Origin of the sequence: Streptomyces sp. NPDC005962 (assembly GCF_040629205.1) — a bacterium.
Taxonomy (GTDB): domain Bacteria; phylum Actinomycetota; class Actinomycetes; order Streptomycetales; family Streptomycetaceae; genus Streptomyces.
The window spans coordinates 1-16125 of sequence record NZ_JBEXVE010000006.1 but is presented as its reverse complement, the minus strand read 5'-3'; the positions used below and the strand labels follow the sequence as shown (position 1 = coordinate 16125).

Genomic DNA, 16125 nt, shown 5'->3' with positions numbered 1-16125 from the left:
TGACCGGTCCGCGCGCCGATACCGCCGGAGTGATACGGGACACACCGGAGGGGAACGTTCCGGCCCGCCGGTGGACTCTCACGGGGCGAACGGCATGATGGGCGAAATCCTGCGTCACATCTGCCCCGGGAGAAACGCCTTGGCCGGAGTCCCCCACGCCATAGCCATCGTCGGGGCCGGTCCCCGCGGCACCAGCGTGCTGGAGCGCCTCTGTGCCTCCGCGCCGGAGCTGACGCCCGGGACCGGGCTGACCGTGCACATCGTCGACCCGTCCCCGCCGGGCGCCGGACGGGTGTGGCGGACGGCACAGCCGGGCGAGTTGCTGATGAACACCGTCGCCTCGCAGGTGACGCTGTTCACCGACGAGAGCGTCGAGTGCGACGGCCCGATACACACCGGGCCGAGCCTGTACGAGTGGGCCACCACGGGCGACGACGCCCCCGCCCCGTCCCTCGGCCCCGACGACTATCCGAGCCGCGCGCTCTACGGCCGCTACCTGGAGTGGGTGTTCGCCGAGGTCGTCCGTACCGCCCCCGGCATCGTCACCGTCCGCCCGCATCCGGCCCGCGCCACCGGGCTGGAGGAGGCGTCGGACGGTACCCAGACCCTGGCCCTCGACGACGGCACGCGCCTCGGTGGACTGCGCGCCGTCGTCCTGGCCCAGGGCCATCTGCCCCGCACCTCCGACGAGACGGAGCGGCGGCTCGGCACCCACGCGGCCCGGTACGGGCTGCGCTACTACCCGCCCGCCAACCCCGCCGATGTCGACTTGTCGCCCATCCAGCCCGGTGAGCCCGTGCTGCTTCGCGGCCTCGGGCTCAACTTCTTCGACCATATGGCGCTGCTCACCGAGGGCCGCGGCGGTTCGTTCAGCGCCGCCGCCGAAGGGGCCGCGTCGCGGGAAGGGCTGCTCTACCACCCGTCGGGCCGCGAGCCACGGCTGTACGCGGGGTCGCGCCGTGGCATCCCGTACCACGCCCGCGGCGACAATGCGAAGGGCGCGCACGGCCGTCACACCCCGCTGCTGCTGACCCCGGACGTCCTCGACGGCTTCCGCAAGCGGGCGGACTCCGGCGATCCGCCGGACTTCCTCGCGGAGGTATGGCCGCTGGTGGCCAAGGAGGCCGAAACGGTCTACTACGAAACCCTGCTGTCCCGCCAAGCCCCGGGCGCCCCGCCGCACTTCCGGCGTCACTTTTTGGCCACGTCTCACGGCTCCCCCGAAGAGGCCGCCGTCCTGCTGGAATTCGGCATTCCGGCAACCGGGCGCTGGTGCTGGGAGACGATCTCCCAGCCGCACCGCGAACAAAACTTCACCACGCGTGACGCCTTCCGGCGGTGGCTGCTGACGTACGCGCGCACGGACGCGGCCCATGCCCGGCTCGGCAATGTGGCCGGTCCGGTCAAGGCCGCGCTCGACGTCCTGCGCGATCTCCGTAACGAGGTGCGGCTGATCGTCGACCACGGCGGGCTCACGGGGGTCTCGCGGCGGACCCATCTCGACCGCTGGTACACCCCGCTGAACGCGTTCCTGTCGATCGGCCCGCCGCGCCGCCGGATCGAGGAGATGGCCGCGCTGATCGAGGCGGGGGTGCTGGAGATCCTCGGTCCAGGTCTGGACGTCACGGCCAAAGTACCTGATGGACCGTCAGGTGACCCCGGCTTCGCCGCCCGCGCGACCCGCGTCCCCGGCGCCCCGGTGATCGCCCGGACGCTGATCGAGGCACGCCTGCCGGAGCCGGATCTGCGCCGCACCGCCGACGCGCTGCTGAGCGGACTGCTGCGCACCGGGCAGTGCCGACCGCACCGGGTGGAGGGCTACGAGACGGGCGGACTGGACGTCACCCCGGCCCCGTTCCGGATCGTGGACGCGCAGGGGCGACCGCATCCGCGCCGGTTCGCGGTCGGGGTGCCGACGGAGGGCGTCCACTGGGTGACGGCGGCGGGGGCGCGCCCCGGCGTGAATTCGGTCACCCTGTGCGACACGGACGCGGTGGCGCGGGTGGTGCTGCGCCTCGCGGCGGCATCCGAACCCCACCGGAAAACCGCCCCGATGTGCGCCGTAGGACTCTGAGGAGCGCCCTCAGCACGGCCCCGAAGGCCCCTCCCGGGGGCCCACATTGGCAGGTTCTTGAACTTGCAACAAAAGATGAGGGGAACCTAACCTGTCGGTCCGTTGTTTCTCCGTCCCCAGGAACAAGGAGCAATCCCCTCATGTCTCCCGACACCTCTCCCCGCTCGCTCAACGGCTTGCTGGATACCGGCAAGCCCTATGTCCTCTCCCTCTTCCGGATCGTCGTCGGCCTGCTCTTCTTCTGCCACGGCGCCTCGTCGCTGCTCGGCTGGATGGGCGGCGCGATGGGCACCGGCAAGACCCTCGAGGCGGGCACCTGGCCCGGCTGGTACGCCGCGGTGATCCAGCTCGTCGGCGGCGCCCTGGTGATGCTCGGCCTTGGCACCCGCGTCGCCGCGTTCATCTCCTCGGGCTCGATGGCCTACGCGTACTTCCACGAGCACCAGCCGGAGAAGCTGTGGCCGCTCCAGAACGGCGGCGAGGCCTCGGCCATGTTCTGCTGGGCGTTCTTCCTCATCGTCTTCACCGGCTCGGGCCCCTGGGCGCTGGACCGGATCTTCAGCTCGTCCCGGGCGTCCTCGGCGGCGGCCGAACCGCAGCGCCAGCCGAGCACGGTCTGAACCGACGGGCGTCACGGCCGACGGACGTCACGGCCGACGGACGTCACGGCCCGGCCGACGGGCGGCACGGCCCGGCCGACGGGCGGCACGGCCCGGCCGACGGGCCTCATGACCCGGCCGTGAACAGGCGGTGAATCGCGCCATGCGGGGCCACGTGCCCCGCATGGCGTGATTCGAACAGCACTGTCAGCCCTTACCGGTATCCTCGACAGTCACAGGCGTACGCTGTATGGCTGTACAGGCCGCTCCCCTCCGCCCCGCGCGGACGAGGACGCGGCGGCGGGGGAACGGGATCGGGAGAAGAACGTTGTTGGAACATTTGGGGTCGCTGACCAACACCCCATGGATCTACGCAGTCATCGCAGCCTCGGTCCTGCTCGACGTCTTTCTGCCCGTCCTGCCGAGCGGCTTCCTCGTCATCACGGCCGCCACCGCGGCCGCCGGTACCACCGTCGACCCGGTCGGTGTGGTGCGCCAGGCGGACGCGGCCGACTTCCCCGCGATGTTCTCGCTGCTGCTGTGCGCCGCGACCGCCTCCGTCCTCGGCGACATGGTCGCCTACCGGCTGGCCTGGCGCGGTAGCGACCGGCTCGACCGGGCCATCGCCCGCTCCCGCCGACTCACCACGGCGCAGGAGAAGTTGGGCACCGCGCTGGTGCGCGGCGGCGGACCGCTCGTCGTCATAGCCCGCTTCGCCCCCGCCGGGCGGTCGGTCGTCAGCCTGAGCGCGGGCGCGGCACACCGTCGGGTGACGGAATTCCTGCCCTGGTCGGTGGTGGCCGGTCTGGCCTGGGCCGCGTACAGCGTGGCGCTCGGCTACGTCGGCGGCCAGTGGCTCGGCGCCAGCTGGCTGGGCACGGCGGTGTCGGTGCTCGCGCTGTTCGCCGCGGGTGCGGGCGCGGCGTATGTGATGAAGCGTCCGGCCGAGGGCGAGGCCGCCGGGCAGCTCGCGGCCCCCGTGGCCCCGGTCCCGGCTCCCTAGCGCCCGTGGGGGCCGTACCGGCGGGCCGACACCCGTCGGGGCTGTACCGGCGGCTCGGGCCGTACCAGCGGCTCGGGATATACCAGCGGTTCGGGCTGTACCGGCGCCGATTACGGATCACCCCGGAATTGCCGTTACGGTCCTCCCCATGCGACTCATGCGTCCCATGCGTCACTTCGTCCTCCCGGCCCCGGCGTGCTGAGCCGTGCCGCCGGGATGTTCGCGGCCTTCGTCGCCGGCCTCGTGCTGGTCGTCGCCGCCGTCCTCGTCGTACGGCAGATCATGACGCCCTCCGAGCCCAAGCTGCCCGTCATCCCGGACGCCCGGCGTCCGGTCGTGGAACGGGCGGCGAAGGTCTGCTCCTCGCTGAGCGTGCCGCTGCTGGCCGCGCAGATCCACGCGGAGAGCAACTGGCGGCCGGACGCGGACTCCGGACACGCCCAGGGCATCTCGCAGTTCGCCCCGGACACCTGGAAGGAGTGGGGGCGGGACGGCAACGGCGACGGCAAGGCCGACGTCTGGGAACCCCGGGACGCGATCCCCTCGCAGGCGCGCTACATGTGCCATCTGTACGACGTGGTCGAGCAGATCCCCGGCAACCCGACCCGGCTCGCCCTGGCCGCGTACAACGCGGGACCCGGCGCGGTACTCAGGGCGCGCGGCGTCCCGACCATCCACGAGACCCGCGGCTATGTGGACCGGATCATCAACACGCTGCTGCCCGAGTACCGGAAGAGCGAGGCGCGCTACCAGCGGAGCGAGGCCAAGCGCGACCGTGCCCGCACCGCCTCACCGTCCGCGTCCGCCTCGCCCTCTCCGCGGCCTCCGTCCCCTCTCTCCGCACCGACTACCCGCCGGCGGCTATGAAGTCCTCCACGGTCCGGACGAGTTCCAGCGGCGTCTCGTCGGCGGGGTAGTGCCCCGCGGACGCCAGCTCGACCAGGTCGGCATTGGCGTACCAGCGCAGCCAGGTCCGGCGCATCACCTCCGCGGTGAGCGCCGGGTCGTGGGCGCCGACCACCACCCGCACCGGCAGCTGGGAGCCGTCCACGTCCTCGTGGAAGTCCTCCAGTGCCCAGGAGTCCAGCCACGCCCGGAACGCCTTGGCGTCGCTGTGCTCCACCGAATGCCGCACCATCAGATCGAGCCAGGCGTCCGGATGGCGGCCGCCGGTGGTGAGGTCGATGATCGCGCGCCGGGACTCGGGCCGGTCGGCGGCCGACACGAACAGCTCCCACTGCTCGCCCTCCATCGGCACCCCGCTGGCCGGTACGGGAGCCACCCCGACCAGCCGCCGGACCCGGTGCGGGGCCGCCGCCAGCACGCGCTGGACGACGGCGCCGCCCATCGAGTGCCCGAGCAACGAGAACCGCTCCCACTCCAGATGGTCGGCGAGCGCGAGCAGATCCCGGCCCGCCTCGCCGGTGGTGTAGGCGCCGGGGATGTCACGCGCCTCCCCGTAGCCGCGCAGATCGGGCAGTACGTAGGTGAAGGCGCGCCGGTCGATGTGCGGCAGCATCGCGGTGTAGGCGGCGCGGTCCGAGAACCAGCCGTGCACCGCCATGACATGGTGCGGGCCTTCACCGACGGTTTCATACGGTGGAACGAGGGGTGGAACGAGCGGTCCCATGGCACCTCCGGTCCCAGTCGAATGCGGACACGCGGCGCGCGCCCGCTGGTGGACAACGGTGGCGTCTCGCGCGGAAGTGGGCAAGCCCGGTGCGCATATGCACTGGGCGTCACCCGTACGGGTCACCCATACGGCCCACCCTGACGGCTCACCCGTACGACGGGCCGCCCGCGCCGGTCCGCGTGTCCGGCCGTACCCGTCGGGCGGTCCGTAGTGTCATGGCCGCTGTGGTGCGCGATGGCGGGGACGAGGGCGGCAGCGGGAACGAGGGCGGCAGCCAGGACGCGGGCGAGGGCGAAGGCGGGGACGGCAGCGGGACGTTCCGGAGCCGCGCCGCCACGCCTCTGCGCACCGCCACACCCCTGCGCACTCCCACGCCCCTGCGCACCGCCGCCCTGGCCGTCGCCGTGGCCGCCGTCTACTACGCGGGCGCGCGGCTCGGTCTGCTGCAGGAGCTGGTACGCGGTCAGGTCACTCCGCTGTGGCCGCCGACCGGGATCGCGCTGGCCTGTCTGCTCCTGCTGGGCCCGCGCAGCTGGCCCGGGATCGCCCTCGGCGCCCTCGCGGTCAACGCACCCATCGGTCCCGCACCCTTCGCCGTCCTCGCGATCGTCGCGGGCAACACCCTGGCCCCGTTGTTCGCGTATCTGCTGCTGCGGCGGGCGGGCTTCCGTACGGAACTGAACCGGCTGCGGGACGCGCTGGCGCTGATCTTCCTCGGCGCCCTGGCCGGAATGCTGATCAGCTCCACGCTGGGCACCGCGGTCCTCGTCCTCGCGGACGCCCTCCCCGCGGGGGCCTTCTGGCCCACCTGGTCGGTCTGGTGGACCGGCGACGCGATGGGCGTCCTGGTCGTCACGCCCCTGCTGCTGGCCGCACGCCGGGCCCGGCTCCCGCGCGGCGTCACCCCGTACCGCTGGCTGGAGGCGGCCGCGCTGCCGCTGGGCACGGCGGCCGTCATGCTGGTGGCCACCCGTACGGCCGCCAGCCTGCTCTTCCTCGTCTTCCCCTTCCTCATCTGGGCCGCTCTCCGCTTCCAGCTCCCCGGCGCCGCGCCCTGCTCGCTCATCGTCACCGTCCTGGCGATCCAGGCCACGGCCGAGGGCGTCGGCCCTTTCGCGGGCCACTCGCTGCTGACCCGGATGGTCACTCTCCAGGCCTTCAACGGCTCCACGACCCTGACCGCCCTGCTCCTCGCGGCGATCATCGCCGAGCGCGACCACACGCGGCGGCAGATCGAGCAGGTCTGCGCCCAACTCGCGGAGACCGTGGTGCGGCTGACCCCGGGCGAGCAGGAACCGGGCCGGTAGCGAGAACATCTACCAGTCCGTACGTACGTCCGTACGTCTTTACGTCCGCGCATCGGCACGGACCGCACCCGGACCGCGAGGGGACCCATGACCGCGACGGCCACCCGCCACCTCTATCTGACCCGGCACGGCCAGGCGACCCCGGACGAGGGCACGCTGACGGACGAGGGCCACCGCCAGGCCGTCCTGCTCGGCGAGCGGCTCCGGAACGTCCCGCTGACCGCCATCCACCACGGCCCGCTCCCCCGCGCCGCCCGGACGGCACACCTGATCGCCGCCCAGCTCGACGGCGTACCCGCGCACGCGTGCGAGCCTGCCGGGGACTACGTCCCGTATACGCCCGAGCGCGCCGAACTCCCGCCGGACAGCGCCGACTTGCTCCTCGACTTCGTCACCCGCGTCCCGGCGGACGAGCGCGCCCTCGGCCCAGGGCTGGCCCAGAAGGCCCTGGAGCGCTTCACGGGCCCGGTGCCCGGCACCGAGGACCGCCACGAACTGGTCGTCACCCACGCCTTCCTCATCGCCTGGCTCGTCCGCGCCGCGCTCGGCGCACCGCCCTGGCGCTGGATGGGCCTCAACCACGACAACGCGGCCCTGACCGTCATCCGCTACCGCCCGGGCTTCCCCGTCTCGCTGCTCCGCTACAACGACACGTCCCACCTGCCCACGGCGTGACCCGGACCGGCACCGCCGCTCAGTAGTACCCCCTCCCACCGTCGATCAGCTCCCGCATCGCGTCCATGTGACCGGCGTGCCGGGCGGTCTCCTCGATCATGTGGAACAAGATCCACCGCAGCGAGGGCGCGGCACCGGAGGGGCCCGGGCGCCGGGCGACGTCGTCCAGCGCGTGGTCCGCGATGATCGCGTCCGACACCGCGCACTGCTGTGCGTACTCGGAGAGCAGCCGGTCCAGCGGCACCCCCGCCACCCGCATATCCGCGTCCTCAGGCCCCTCCTCGAACCGCGGTCCCTCCTCCGCGCGCCCCATCAGGACGATCTCGAACCAGAGGTGCTCGACCCAGCGCATATGGGACACCACACCGGCCATCGTCATCAGCGGCGAGCCGGGCAGCACCGCCCGATGGGCCCCCTCAGCGGACAGCCCCTCGCACTTCCAGTGGACGACCGACCGCTGCATGTCGAGCCAGCCCGTCAGCTGCGTCCGCTCATCGGCCCCGTACGCGGGCCGTACCCGGTCAGGAATCATGCCCGCCGACGCTACTCGCCTCCTCCTGTGCCCCGCACCGGAATTTCGCCCAGGCCAGAAGAAGGTCGGACGAAGGCCGGACCCGTGCTGTGGGGCCCGGCCTTCCGCATCCGAGTCACGCGCAGCCCAGCAGCGTGAATAAGGACAGGAATCAAGGTAAGCCCCACCACCGACAACCGCCGGGCCCTGTGGATAACCAACCCCCACGGGTGCCGGTACGGGCGTCACCTGACCGGCTCCACCACGATCGAGCACAGCTCCAGCGCCGAAGGACACACTCTTCACGTCTCCCTGCGCGCCCATCTTCCGTTCCGCGACAATGAACACCCGGAGGTAGCCAGTGATCGCCGAGAGCAAGCACAAGGGTGATCCCGCCCCGATCAAACCGTGGACGCCTCCGCCGCCTCCCCCACCGGACGGCGATCAGCCATCGAAGCAGAGCTGAGGAACCGTTGACCGAACGGTGGCAGGAACGCCACACCACACTCCTGGACGCACTCACCGCGTCCGGGGCGCTATCGGCGGACTGGCATGGCGCGTTCGAGGCCGTGCCGCGCCACCGGTTCATCCCCCGCGACATCTGGGAGCAGAGAGCCAGCTGCGTGCCGGTCACGGCGGACGACGCCTGGTGGGATCTGGTCTACGGCGACGTGCCGATCGTCACTCAGGTGGATGACGGGCACAGCGACGGCCCGGGGCTGGCGACATCGTCCAACTCCATGCCCACCATGGTGGCCCGGATGCTCGGCGCGCTCGATGTCGCCGACGGGCACCGCGTACTGGAGATCGGCACCGGCAGCGGCTGGAACGCGGCTTTGCTCTCCGAGCGGCTGGGCAGCGAGAACGTCACCACCATCGAAGTCGACAAGACACTGGCGGCGAGGGCCGCGAAGGCCATCGAGGACGCCGGATACCGCCCCGCCGTCATCGAGAGCGACGGCGCACACGGATGGGAGCCGGCGGCACCGTACGACCGGATCATGGCGACCTGCTCGGTGCGCCGGGTCCCCCACGCCTGGGTGCGGCAGGCCGCCGTGGGCGGGATCATCGTCGTGCCGCTGGCCGGGGACTTCTGGTCCGGCGCCCTGGTGCGGCTGGAGGCAGCCGCGGACGGCACGGCTCACGGCCGGTTCATCGGAGGCGCCAGGTTCATGCCGATGCGCTCCGAACGCCCGCGGCCGGACGCCCCCGTGGACAGCGGCACCGGCCGCCGCGGCACCCCCGGCTCGCTCCCCCTCGGCGCGCTGGCCGACCTGGGCTTCGCCCTCTACGCGGGCGCGCGGCTGCCGGGCGTGGTCATGGCCGAGGGGACGCACGACGGTACGTACCAGATGTGGCTCCACGACCGGAGCGGTTCGGCTGCCACCGTCAATGCACGGGAGACCTGGCAGTACGGCCCCCGCGACCTGTGGCAGGAAGTCATGGCGGTATACGACGACTTCGTGGCCATCGGCAGCCCGGGGACCGACGCGTTCGGGCTGACGGTGACCTCCGAGGGCCAGCAGGTGTGGTTGCCCTCTGACTCACCGGGCCGCTGACAATTCTTCGTGCAGCCCTTCCAGGGCGGTGCGGTCGTCATGGCTACCGGTGTGGGGAGCGGCGAACCAGCGGGCGTACTCGTCGATCTCGGACAGCCGCCAGTCGAGCGCGAACAGCTCGACCATCGCGGGGTCGGCGTGCGGGCCATCCAGGTCGGCGTAGTCCCGCTCGCGCGGCGCGAGGGCGAGCGACTCCCAGTCGACCAGCCTCAGCCCGTGGGCGTCCACGACCTGGTTGCGGTTGTGCGGCTCGCCGTGGGTCGGCACCCAGGAGCCCTGGCGCGCGAGCGCGACGTCCGCCAGGACGAGGTACCGGCCCGTCCATCGCGCGATCGCGTCAGCGCGGCCCACGATCGCGGCCCGGGCCTCCTCCGCCAGCGGGCCGGACGTCCAGGGCCGGGCGGTGCGAGCCCGCAGCTCGTCGGCGAACCCGGGACCGACCCGCGGAGCCCACCGCCGGATGCCGACCGGTGGCGCGGCGCCGTGCAGTGCGGCCAGCGCGGCGAGGACCTCCCGCAGGTGGCCGTGCTCGTGCGCCTCCGCCTCCGTCGGCGTCCGCCCGTCCAGCCACGGCGTCACGCTGAGCGCCCCGACCCTGAGGTCGACGGTGAACCGCCCCGACCGGGCGGGCAACGGCGCGCACACCACGTCCACCCCGGCAGCGCCCAGCGCCGCGGCGCCCGCGTAGGCGGCCTCCAGCGACGCCGCGGTGTGCCGGGGCGCCAGTTGGTCCAGCGTGCCGAACAGGGTCGTCCCACCACCGGCCACCCGCCAGTGGTGCGCGGCCGAACGCCCAGGGCAGGTAGTCCGCCCCGGCGGCCTCGGGTAGCCAGTGCGCGGCGACCGCACGCGCGACCGTCTCGTCGGTATTGAAAGAGGGGCGGGAGAGCACAAGGCCTCACTCGAGAAATCGGTTGGCGGGGCAGTCGCCGCGCACCTACGCGATTCCGGTGGCCTACTACCGATGCGGCCCGGACGAGGTCTGGGCGTTCGGCGCGCGGACCGGCTGGATGAGCAACTTCCGGAACGAGGCGCTGGCGGCGGACCGGGTGCGCATCGCGCGCTTCGACCTGTCGGCCGAGGCCTGAAGCGGCTCAGGGGCGGTCGAGGCGCAGACGCTCGGCCCTCGGCAGACCCGCGACCACCAGGTCGTAGGAGTCCTCGATCAGCTCCCGGACGAACTGGTCCGGGAGATCACCGTCCACCGTGACCGTGTTCCAGTGGCGCTTGTTCATATGCCACCCCGGCGCGATCAGCCCCGGGTAGTCACCGCGCAGCCGAATCGCGGCCTCCGGATCGCACTTCAGATTCACGGTGAGGGGACGCGCGTCCAGAGTCGTCAGCGCGAACATCTTGCCGCACACCTTGAATACCGAAACCTCCGGGACGCGGGGAAAGGGAAACTCCTCCACCGCCGCGTTGAAGGAGACGCAAAAAGACCGCAGCTGCTCGGGGTTCACTCCAGGTCTCCTCGGTCTCATCCGGCGGGGTTGACACCACAGCTGTACCAGGCCCGCGACGATCTCTGCCCCCATCCTCCACCATGGGCACCCGGCATGTGCCCACCGTCCATTCGTCGCGGCCGACATGGCCCGCCTCCGTCACGAGACGTCGTCGTCCAGGTCCTTCGCGAAAAGGCCCGCCAGCCGCGCTCGGGTGACCACTGCGATGGTGAAACCATCGGTGATGTCTCCCTGACCGATCAGCTCTTCCGCCCGGCTGAAGGGCATCACAACGGCTCGTCGGATGCCCTCAGCCCGGTCCAACGTCCCGAGACCGGGGATGCGAGCCGCGTACAGCCCGGCGTGGCCACCGAGCAGTCCGCTATCGGCGTGGACTGTGCCGAGCGAGATCAGTTCGCCGGGTCGGACACCCAGCTCTTCCTCGAGTTCCCGGATCGCGTTCGCCGGTCCCTCCTCTCCCGATTCCCCCATGCCTCGGGGTGCCTCCAAATGCCAGGCTCGGGTGGCATGCCGGTAGTGCTCGACCAGGACGATGTCGGAGCCGGTGCCGATCAGCGGGAGAACCACCACCCCGGGGGCGCCTCCCGCGGGCAGCATCCTCACATACAGGCCCAGGTTGCCGTCAGGGAAGCGAACGGCGTCGCGAACGACCGTGACGAACCGGTCGGCGTACACCACACCGACCGGCTCATCGGACCCGGTGCTGCGCCGGGCCGCCTCGATATCGACCGGGTCGAGCAGGATCTCGATCCCGCCTGGGGTGTTGACGAACATCTCCGGGTGCTTCCGGCGCAGATCCTCATAGGAAATGTCGGGAGACTTCACGGGGCTTCAGTACTCCAGTACATCGTCGTTCTCCTGGATGGTTGTCGAACTGGTGGCCGATGGGACGGCGCGGTCCTCCGTGTATCCCGGAAGCCTCCGGGCCAGATCGCGGAACTCGTTCCACTCATGTTCGCTGTCGAGGCGGACGGAGGCGATCTCACGGGCGAATTTCTGCTCTCGCTGTCCGGCCGCTCGATTGCGCAGGATCATCTGCACGGAACCGCCGAACGATCCCACCGACGTGGCTCCGAGACTCGCCGCCACGGACCACCCCTCGGCACCGGTCAGCGCGGTGAAAACCGCCCCGCCGACCGTAAGGACGACTTCGAGGACCGGCGACCACTTGTTCGCCTCGGCCTTGGAACCCCGACGGGCCTCGACAAGCCTGACGATTTCCGAATTGAGCCGGACGTAGCGATCGAATACGTCTCCGACGTTGGCATGAAAGGCGGCGGGATCGGCGGTCAGCGAACTGAACGCTTCCATGTAGCGGTGCCACGGCCCACTCTGCCGAAGCCGCCAGATGTCTTCGAGTGCCAACGTGTCGATTTCCGACGGGGTGAGACGGTCCTGAACAGTGGAGAACGCCTGCCGCTGCAGAAATTTCACCAACTGCTCAGGATCGCGAATGGTCGCCCCCGCCGAACTGGTGCGTACGTCCCGCCACTCCTGCAGCGCCACCCGGCGCAGACTTCCGGTCGGAGTCAGCGGGTACATGCCCAGGGCGTCGGCGAGATTGACGTTGTAGATGAGGTCCAGTAGGTGCTTGACCTCGGCGGAGAACGGCTTGCTGCCGTCATACCTGCCCTCGGAGACGGACGAACCGTCCACGCACACGAACTTCTCGTACAGCAGGTTCCGGGTGACAGCGGCATCACGGATACGCTGCCTGTTGCTGAACTCGACGACCTCGCCGACCCGCTCCACGAACGCCGACACCTTGTCGTTCGGCACACCCACCTGGGAGGCGAGCAGCGGGAGATCCTTCGCGGTCAGCCCCTGCACCCGGGCGGCGAACGGGTTGATCAGAGCCGACCTGCTGTCCCTGGCGTTCTCCTGGTCGTTCCAGGACAGACGGACGCAGGTGACCTTCTCCGTGGCGGGCATCTCCGCCACGGTTTGCCGCCAGGCATCGAAAGCGTCCTCGTCCAGATCCACCCCCTGCGGTCGGTCGGTGGGCTCGCGCTCCCTGAGTAAGAAGGGCACCAAGGAACTGTCCGCCAGCAGCTTCTGATGAGCCCTCCTGGCCTCTCCGTCCTCGACCAGATCGCGGCTCACGGCAGGGTTGTTATAGAAGAAGACCCTGTTCACGACGACTTGCCGGGTATTGATGAGGCTGCGGAAGTATTCGGCTCGCACCTGGTCGTTACGGAGACCCTGGATATCCCGCAGGGACTTGCCCTTCGCGATCATCTTTCGAGTCAGGTCCGCACTGACCCACTGATTGTCCAGCGACTGCGCGATGACCGCGCCTGCATCCAGATTCTCAGGACGCGCGCGGGTAAGCGCGCCTTCGCCGTCATGGCTGCTGCTCATGATCTCTCCCCCTGACTCAAGGCCCAACGGATGGAATCCGTTCTCGGGCAGCATCGGCTCCCACACCGAATCACCGAGCAGTGAGCAATCTGCCCAGAACCACCCGCGGCCAAGCTGACTCATGCAGCAGACACCTTATCGGCGGTGATCGTCCTCGCTGAGCCCTCAGCGAACGGCCGGACGGCCGTGAGGGCGGTCGTGCAGGCTGCGTCGTATGGAGGTCATCGAGGTAGTACCGAGATTACGCATGCTCCGCTTTCCCGTGGGGGCCGCGTACCTGTGGCAGGACGGCGACGAGCTGACCCTCATCGACACCGGGACGGCCGACTGCGCGGCGGACATCGAAGCAGCGCTGGACGGCACCTTGCGGCGGATCGTGCTGACGCACTGGCACGAGGACCACACCGGCTCGGCAGCCGAACTGGCCGACCGGCACGGCGCGGAGGTGGTCGCGCACGGGCTGGAGGCCCCGGTGATCCGGGGAGACGCGGTCGGGGCGCCCCCGGTGCTGGAACCCTTCGAGGTACCGATCAAGGAGTCCCTTCCGCCGCTGCCGCCCGCTCCGCCGTGCCGAGTGGACCGAGAGGTCGAGGACGGGGATGTGCTGGCGTTCGGCGGCGGCGCGGTGGTGGTCGCGGTACCTGGCCACACGGACGGGTCGATCGCGCTCCACCTGCCCGGCCCGAGCGTGCTGTTCACCGGCGACGCGGTGGCCAACGTCGGCCGGACCATGCTGGGCGTCTTCAACACCGACCGCGCCCGGGCCGTCGAGTCACTGCACCGCCTGGCCGAGCTCGACGCCGACACGGTGGCGTTCGGCCACGGCGACCCGATCACCCACGGAGCCGCGGCAGCCCTGCGGGGAGCGTCCGCCGCGACCACGTGAGGCGTTTGTGGTGGTGGGTGGGTGGATGCCCGGCGGTGCGGCTTGCTCAACTTCCCTGCCCCTGGAACCCGTTCGACCCGCACCCCGCCTGGGTGAGCCCTTCGTCATGCCCGAAGCGCCGCTCGTACGATCAGCGCTTCGGGCGAGCGACCAGCTGCCGCCAGGGACACCGCCGCGGTCCCGTGGCCCGTGGGCCGGACGGAACCACTGCGCAGCCACTGGCGGGATTCCGGGCGGCCGGGACATGAGCGCTACGGCCTGATCGCCGCCCCGGGCGGTGCTCACAGATGTGGACTCTATGTGGACTCCGGACGTGAAGCGGCCCCCCGATCCTCGCGGACCGGGGGGCCGAAACAGGCTTTCACCTGCGATCAATCACTGTGGGCGCAGACGGATTCGAACCGCCGACATCTGCCTTGTAAGGGCAGCGCTCTACCGCTGAGCTATGCGCCCTGGGAGAGCTGTCAGCCTACCCTGTCCGCGAGCGGGCGCCGCAATCCGATGGCGGCACCCGCCCGCGGCAGGAAGAAAGCCGAGGACGCGAACCGTACCGACCTCTGTGTTCGTCCCTGGTGGGTGGGAGAATGACATTCGGGCCCGGGCGATCCATTGGGAGAGGTAAGTGGCGGCGACACCTGCGCGGCGGTGGTTCGGGGGACGCGGGGAGAGCCAGCGGGCGGAGGCGCAGGCGGCGAAGGATGCCGCGGCGGCCGCGTTCTACGAGCTGGACACCGCGCAGCGGGATCTGCGGATCTCGATCGAGACGATCACGGCGGTGGACGACTCCCCGGCCGCCCGCCGCACCGCGGCCGACTTCGCGGCGCTCGGGCAGCGGATCGACCAGGTCAGCCACGACTACATCACTGCCGTGGACGCGCACGACCTGGACCATGACGGCCTGGACGCGGCAGCGGCCGGGCGGGCGCGGGCGGAGCTGACCCGGGCCCGGGACGAGTTGCGGCGGACCAAGGCGGATCTGGACCGGTTCGAGCAGGGGCTGGGGTCGCTGCTCCAGCAGGCCGAGACGCAGCTCGCGCGGCTCGCGCCTGCGGTGGAGCGGGCGCGGCAGGCGCTGCTGGCCGCCACGAACGCGCTGGACGAGGTGCGCGGCTCCGGCCTGCGGGCGGACGATCTGGCCGCGCGGCTCGCGGCGCTCTCGCCCGAGCTGACCAAGCTGAACCAGGGCGCCGGGCAGCACGGCGTCCAGGAGACCATCCGGCGCGCGGACGACGTACTGCGCCGGGCGGAAACCGTCCGCGGGGAGGCGGAGCGGCTGCCGGAGCGGGCGGCCGAGATAGACCGGCGGCTGGTGTCGCTGCGTACCCGCGCCCAGGCGATCACCACGCGGGCCGCCGGGGTGGAGCCGGTGCTCAGCGAGCTGCGCCGCCGCTACAGCGCGGCCTGCTGGCAGGACCTGCAGTCGGTGCCCGGCCAGGCGGCGCGGGACGTGGCGCAGGCCGAGGCGAAGCTCGGCGAGGCGCGGACGGCGCGCGAGGAGCAGCGCTGGCCGGACGCCACGGCCCTGCTCAGCACGGTGCGGGCGCTGCTGAACACCACGGACGAGGCGGTGTCGGCGGCCGGGGACCGGCTGCGGCAGCTGGACGAGGTCGCGTTCAACCAGGACAAGGAGATCGAACGCACCCGTTTCGCGATCCGCGACGCGCAACGGCTGGCGATGGCCGGACGCAGCACCCCCGACCCCCGCCACGCCCGCCCGCTGGACGACGCGGTGGGGCGGCTGGACCGGGCGATCGCGGGCCTGGAAGGGCGGCATCCGGACTGGTGGCACTTCCTCACGGAGACGGAGGCGGTCCGGCAGACCGCCGCCCGCGTCGTACGAGAGATCCGCGACGAACTCGGCGGCGGAACCGTGGGCGGCCACTGAGCCGACGCCTACGCCTGGGCCGGGGGCGAGCGCTCAGCTGCGGGGCGGGGGCCGGGCACTGAGCTACGGGCAGGCTAGGGTCTGTCGTTTGGATCAGGCCGGATCAGGGAGCGGGGTCAGGGGGCACCTCCCAGCGGTAGCTGGGGGAGCGTGTAGCTGCAAGGCGGAG

Annotated in this window: 16 protein-coding genes and 1 tRNA gene; 10 read left to right on the top strand and 7 right to left on the bottom strand. The window is 71.3% G+C overall.

Going from position 1 to position 16125, the window contains the following annotated elements:
• Positions 1 to 97: 97 nt before the first annotated feature.
• From ABZ370_RS12095 to ABZ370_RS12080, 4 genes are all read left to right on the top strand, one after another.
• Positions 98 to 2074 (top strand): FAD/NAD(P)-binding protein, encoded by a 1977-nt coding sequence (locus ABZ370_RS12095; RefSeq protein WP_358619854.1) that lies wholly within the window; start codon positions 98 to 100, stop codon positions 2072 to 2074.
• Positions 2075 to 2214: 140 nt separating this feature from the next.
• A complete protein-coding gene (locus ABZ370_RS12090; protein ID WP_358619363.1) occupies positions 2215 to 2694 on the top strand; it encodes a DoxX family protein in 480 nt (159 codons plus the stop codon).
• 307 nt (positions 2695 to 3001) lie between these two features.
• Positions 3002 to 3676 carry a VTT domain-containing protein gene (locus ABZ370_RS12085; RefSeq protein WP_358619361.1) on the top strand — a complete coding sequence of 225 codons (675 nt, stop codon included), beginning with the start codon at positions 3002 to 3004 and terminating at the stop codon, positions 3674 to 3676.
• A 195-nt stretch (positions 3677 to 3871) separates the two neighbouring features.
• The gene (locus tag ABZ370_RS12080; RefSeq protein ID WP_358619359.1) at positions 3872 to 4543 is read left to right on the top strand and encodes a lytic transglycosylase domain-containing protein; all 672 of its coding nucleotides are present in this window, start codon (positions 3872 to 3874) and stop codon (positions 4541 to 4543) included.
• Here the strand turns inward: ABZ370_RS12080 and ABZ370_RS12075 are convergent.
• Positions 4524 to 5306, bottom strand: coding sequence for an alpha/beta fold hydrolase (locus ABZ370_RS12075; RefSeq protein WP_358619357.1), 783 nt, complete (start codon positions 5304 to 5306; stop codon positions 4524 to 4526). The two genes, ABZ370_RS12080 and ABZ370_RS12075, sit on opposite strands and share 20 nt — an antisense overlap.
• Before the next feature lie 218 nt (positions 5307 to 5524).
• Here ABZ370_RS12075 and ABZ370_RS12070 point away from each other — a divergent pair, with 218 nt between their 5' ends.
• A complete protein-coding gene (locus ABZ370_RS12070; RefSeq protein ID WP_358619356.1) occupies positions 5525 to 6616 on the top strand; it encodes an MASE1 domain-containing protein in 1092 nt (363 codons plus the stop codon).
• Positions 6617 to 6703: 87 nt separating this feature from the next.
• A complete protein-coding gene (locus tag ABZ370_RS12065) occupies positions 6704 to 7291 on the top strand; it encodes a histidine phosphatase family protein (RefSeq protein ID WP_358619354.1) in 588 nt (195 codons plus the stop codon).
• A 19-nt stretch (positions 7292 to 7310) separates the two neighbouring features.
• Here the strand turns inward: ABZ370_RS12065 and ABZ370_RS12060 are convergent, their stop codons facing one another.
• Entirely contained in the window at positions 7311 to 7823 is a 513-nt protein-coding gene (locus ABZ370_RS12060; RefSeq protein ID WP_358619352.1) for a DinB family protein, read from the bottom strand.
• Positions 7824 to 8275: 452 nt separating this feature from the next.
• Here ABZ370_RS12060 and ABZ370_RS12055 point away from each other — a divergent pair, with 452 nt between their 5' ends.
• Positions 8276 to 9361 carry a methyltransferase domain-containing protein gene (locus ABZ370_RS12055; RefSeq protein WP_358619351.1) on the top strand — a complete coding sequence of 362 codons (1086 nt, stop codon included), beginning with the start codon at positions 8276 to 8278 and terminating at the stop codon, positions 9359 to 9361.
• Here ABZ370_RS12055 and ABZ370_RS12050 read toward each other — a convergent pair.
• Positions 9347 to 10129, bottom strand: coding sequence for a phosphotransferase (locus ABZ370_RS12050; protein WP_358619349.1), 783 nt, complete (start codon positions 10127 to 10129; stop codon positions 9347 to 9349). The two genes, ABZ370_RS12055 and ABZ370_RS12050, sit on opposite strands and share 15 nt — an antisense overlap.
• A 182-nt stretch (positions 10130 to 10311) precedes the next feature.
• Between ABZ370_RS12050 and ABZ370_RS12045 the strand changes: the two genes are divergently transcribed.
• Complete coding sequence (locus tag ABZ370_RS12045) at positions 10312 to 10449, top strand: hypothetical protein (protein ID WP_358619347.1); 138 nt, start codon at positions 10312 to 10314, stop codon at positions 10447 to 10449.
• A 6-nt stretch (positions 10450 to 10455) separates the two neighbouring features.
• On the opposite strand, the gene ABZ370_RS12040 is transcribed toward ABZ370_RS12045, so the two are convergent.
• The 3 genes from ABZ370_RS12040 to ABZ370_RS12030 form a co-directional block, all read right to left on the bottom strand.
• Positions 10456 to 10821 carry an MmcQ/YjbR family DNA-binding protein gene (locus tag ABZ370_RS12040; protein ID WP_358619346.1) on the bottom strand — a complete coding sequence of 122 codons (366 nt, stop codon included), beginning with the start codon at positions 10819 to 10821 and terminating at the stop codon, positions 10456 to 10458.
• Between the two features lie 141 nt (positions 10822 to 10962).
• On the bottom strand, positions 10963 to 11649 hold the full coding sequence (locus ABZ370_RS12035; protein ID WP_358619345.1) for an NUDIX hydrolase: 687 nt from the start codon (positions 11647 to 11649) through the stop codon (positions 10963 to 10965).
• Positions 11650 to 11655: 6 nt separating this feature from the next.
• On the bottom strand, positions 11656 to 13308 hold the full coding sequence (locus tag ABZ370_RS12030; protein ID WP_358619343.1) for a hypothetical protein: 1653 nt from the start codon (positions 13306 to 13308) through the stop codon (positions 11656 to 11658).
• Between the two features lie 91 nt (positions 13309 to 13399).
• Here ABZ370_RS12030 and ABZ370_RS12025 point away from each other — a divergent pair, with 91 nt between their 5' ends.
• Positions 13400 to 14071: an MBL fold metallo-hydrolase gene (locus ABZ370_RS12025; protein ID WP_358619341.1), complete on the top strand. Its 672-nt coding sequence runs from the start codon at positions 13400 to 13402 to the stop codon at positions 14069 to 14071.
• 381 nt (positions 14072 to 14452) lie between these two features.
• Here the strand turns inward: ABZ370_RS12025 and ABZ370_RS12020 are convergent.
• A tRNA-Val gene (locus ABZ370_RS12020) sits at positions 14453 to 14524 on the bottom strand.
• Positions 14525 to 14693: 169 nt separating this feature from the next.
• Between ABZ370_RS12020 and ABZ370_RS12015 the strand changes: the two genes are divergently transcribed.
• Positions 14694 to 15956, top strand: coding sequence for a hypothetical protein (locus ABZ370_RS12015; RefSeq protein ID WP_358619340.1), 1263 nt, complete (start codon positions 14694 to 14696; stop codon positions 15954 to 15956).
• Positions 15957 to 16125 lie beyond the last annotated feature (169 nt).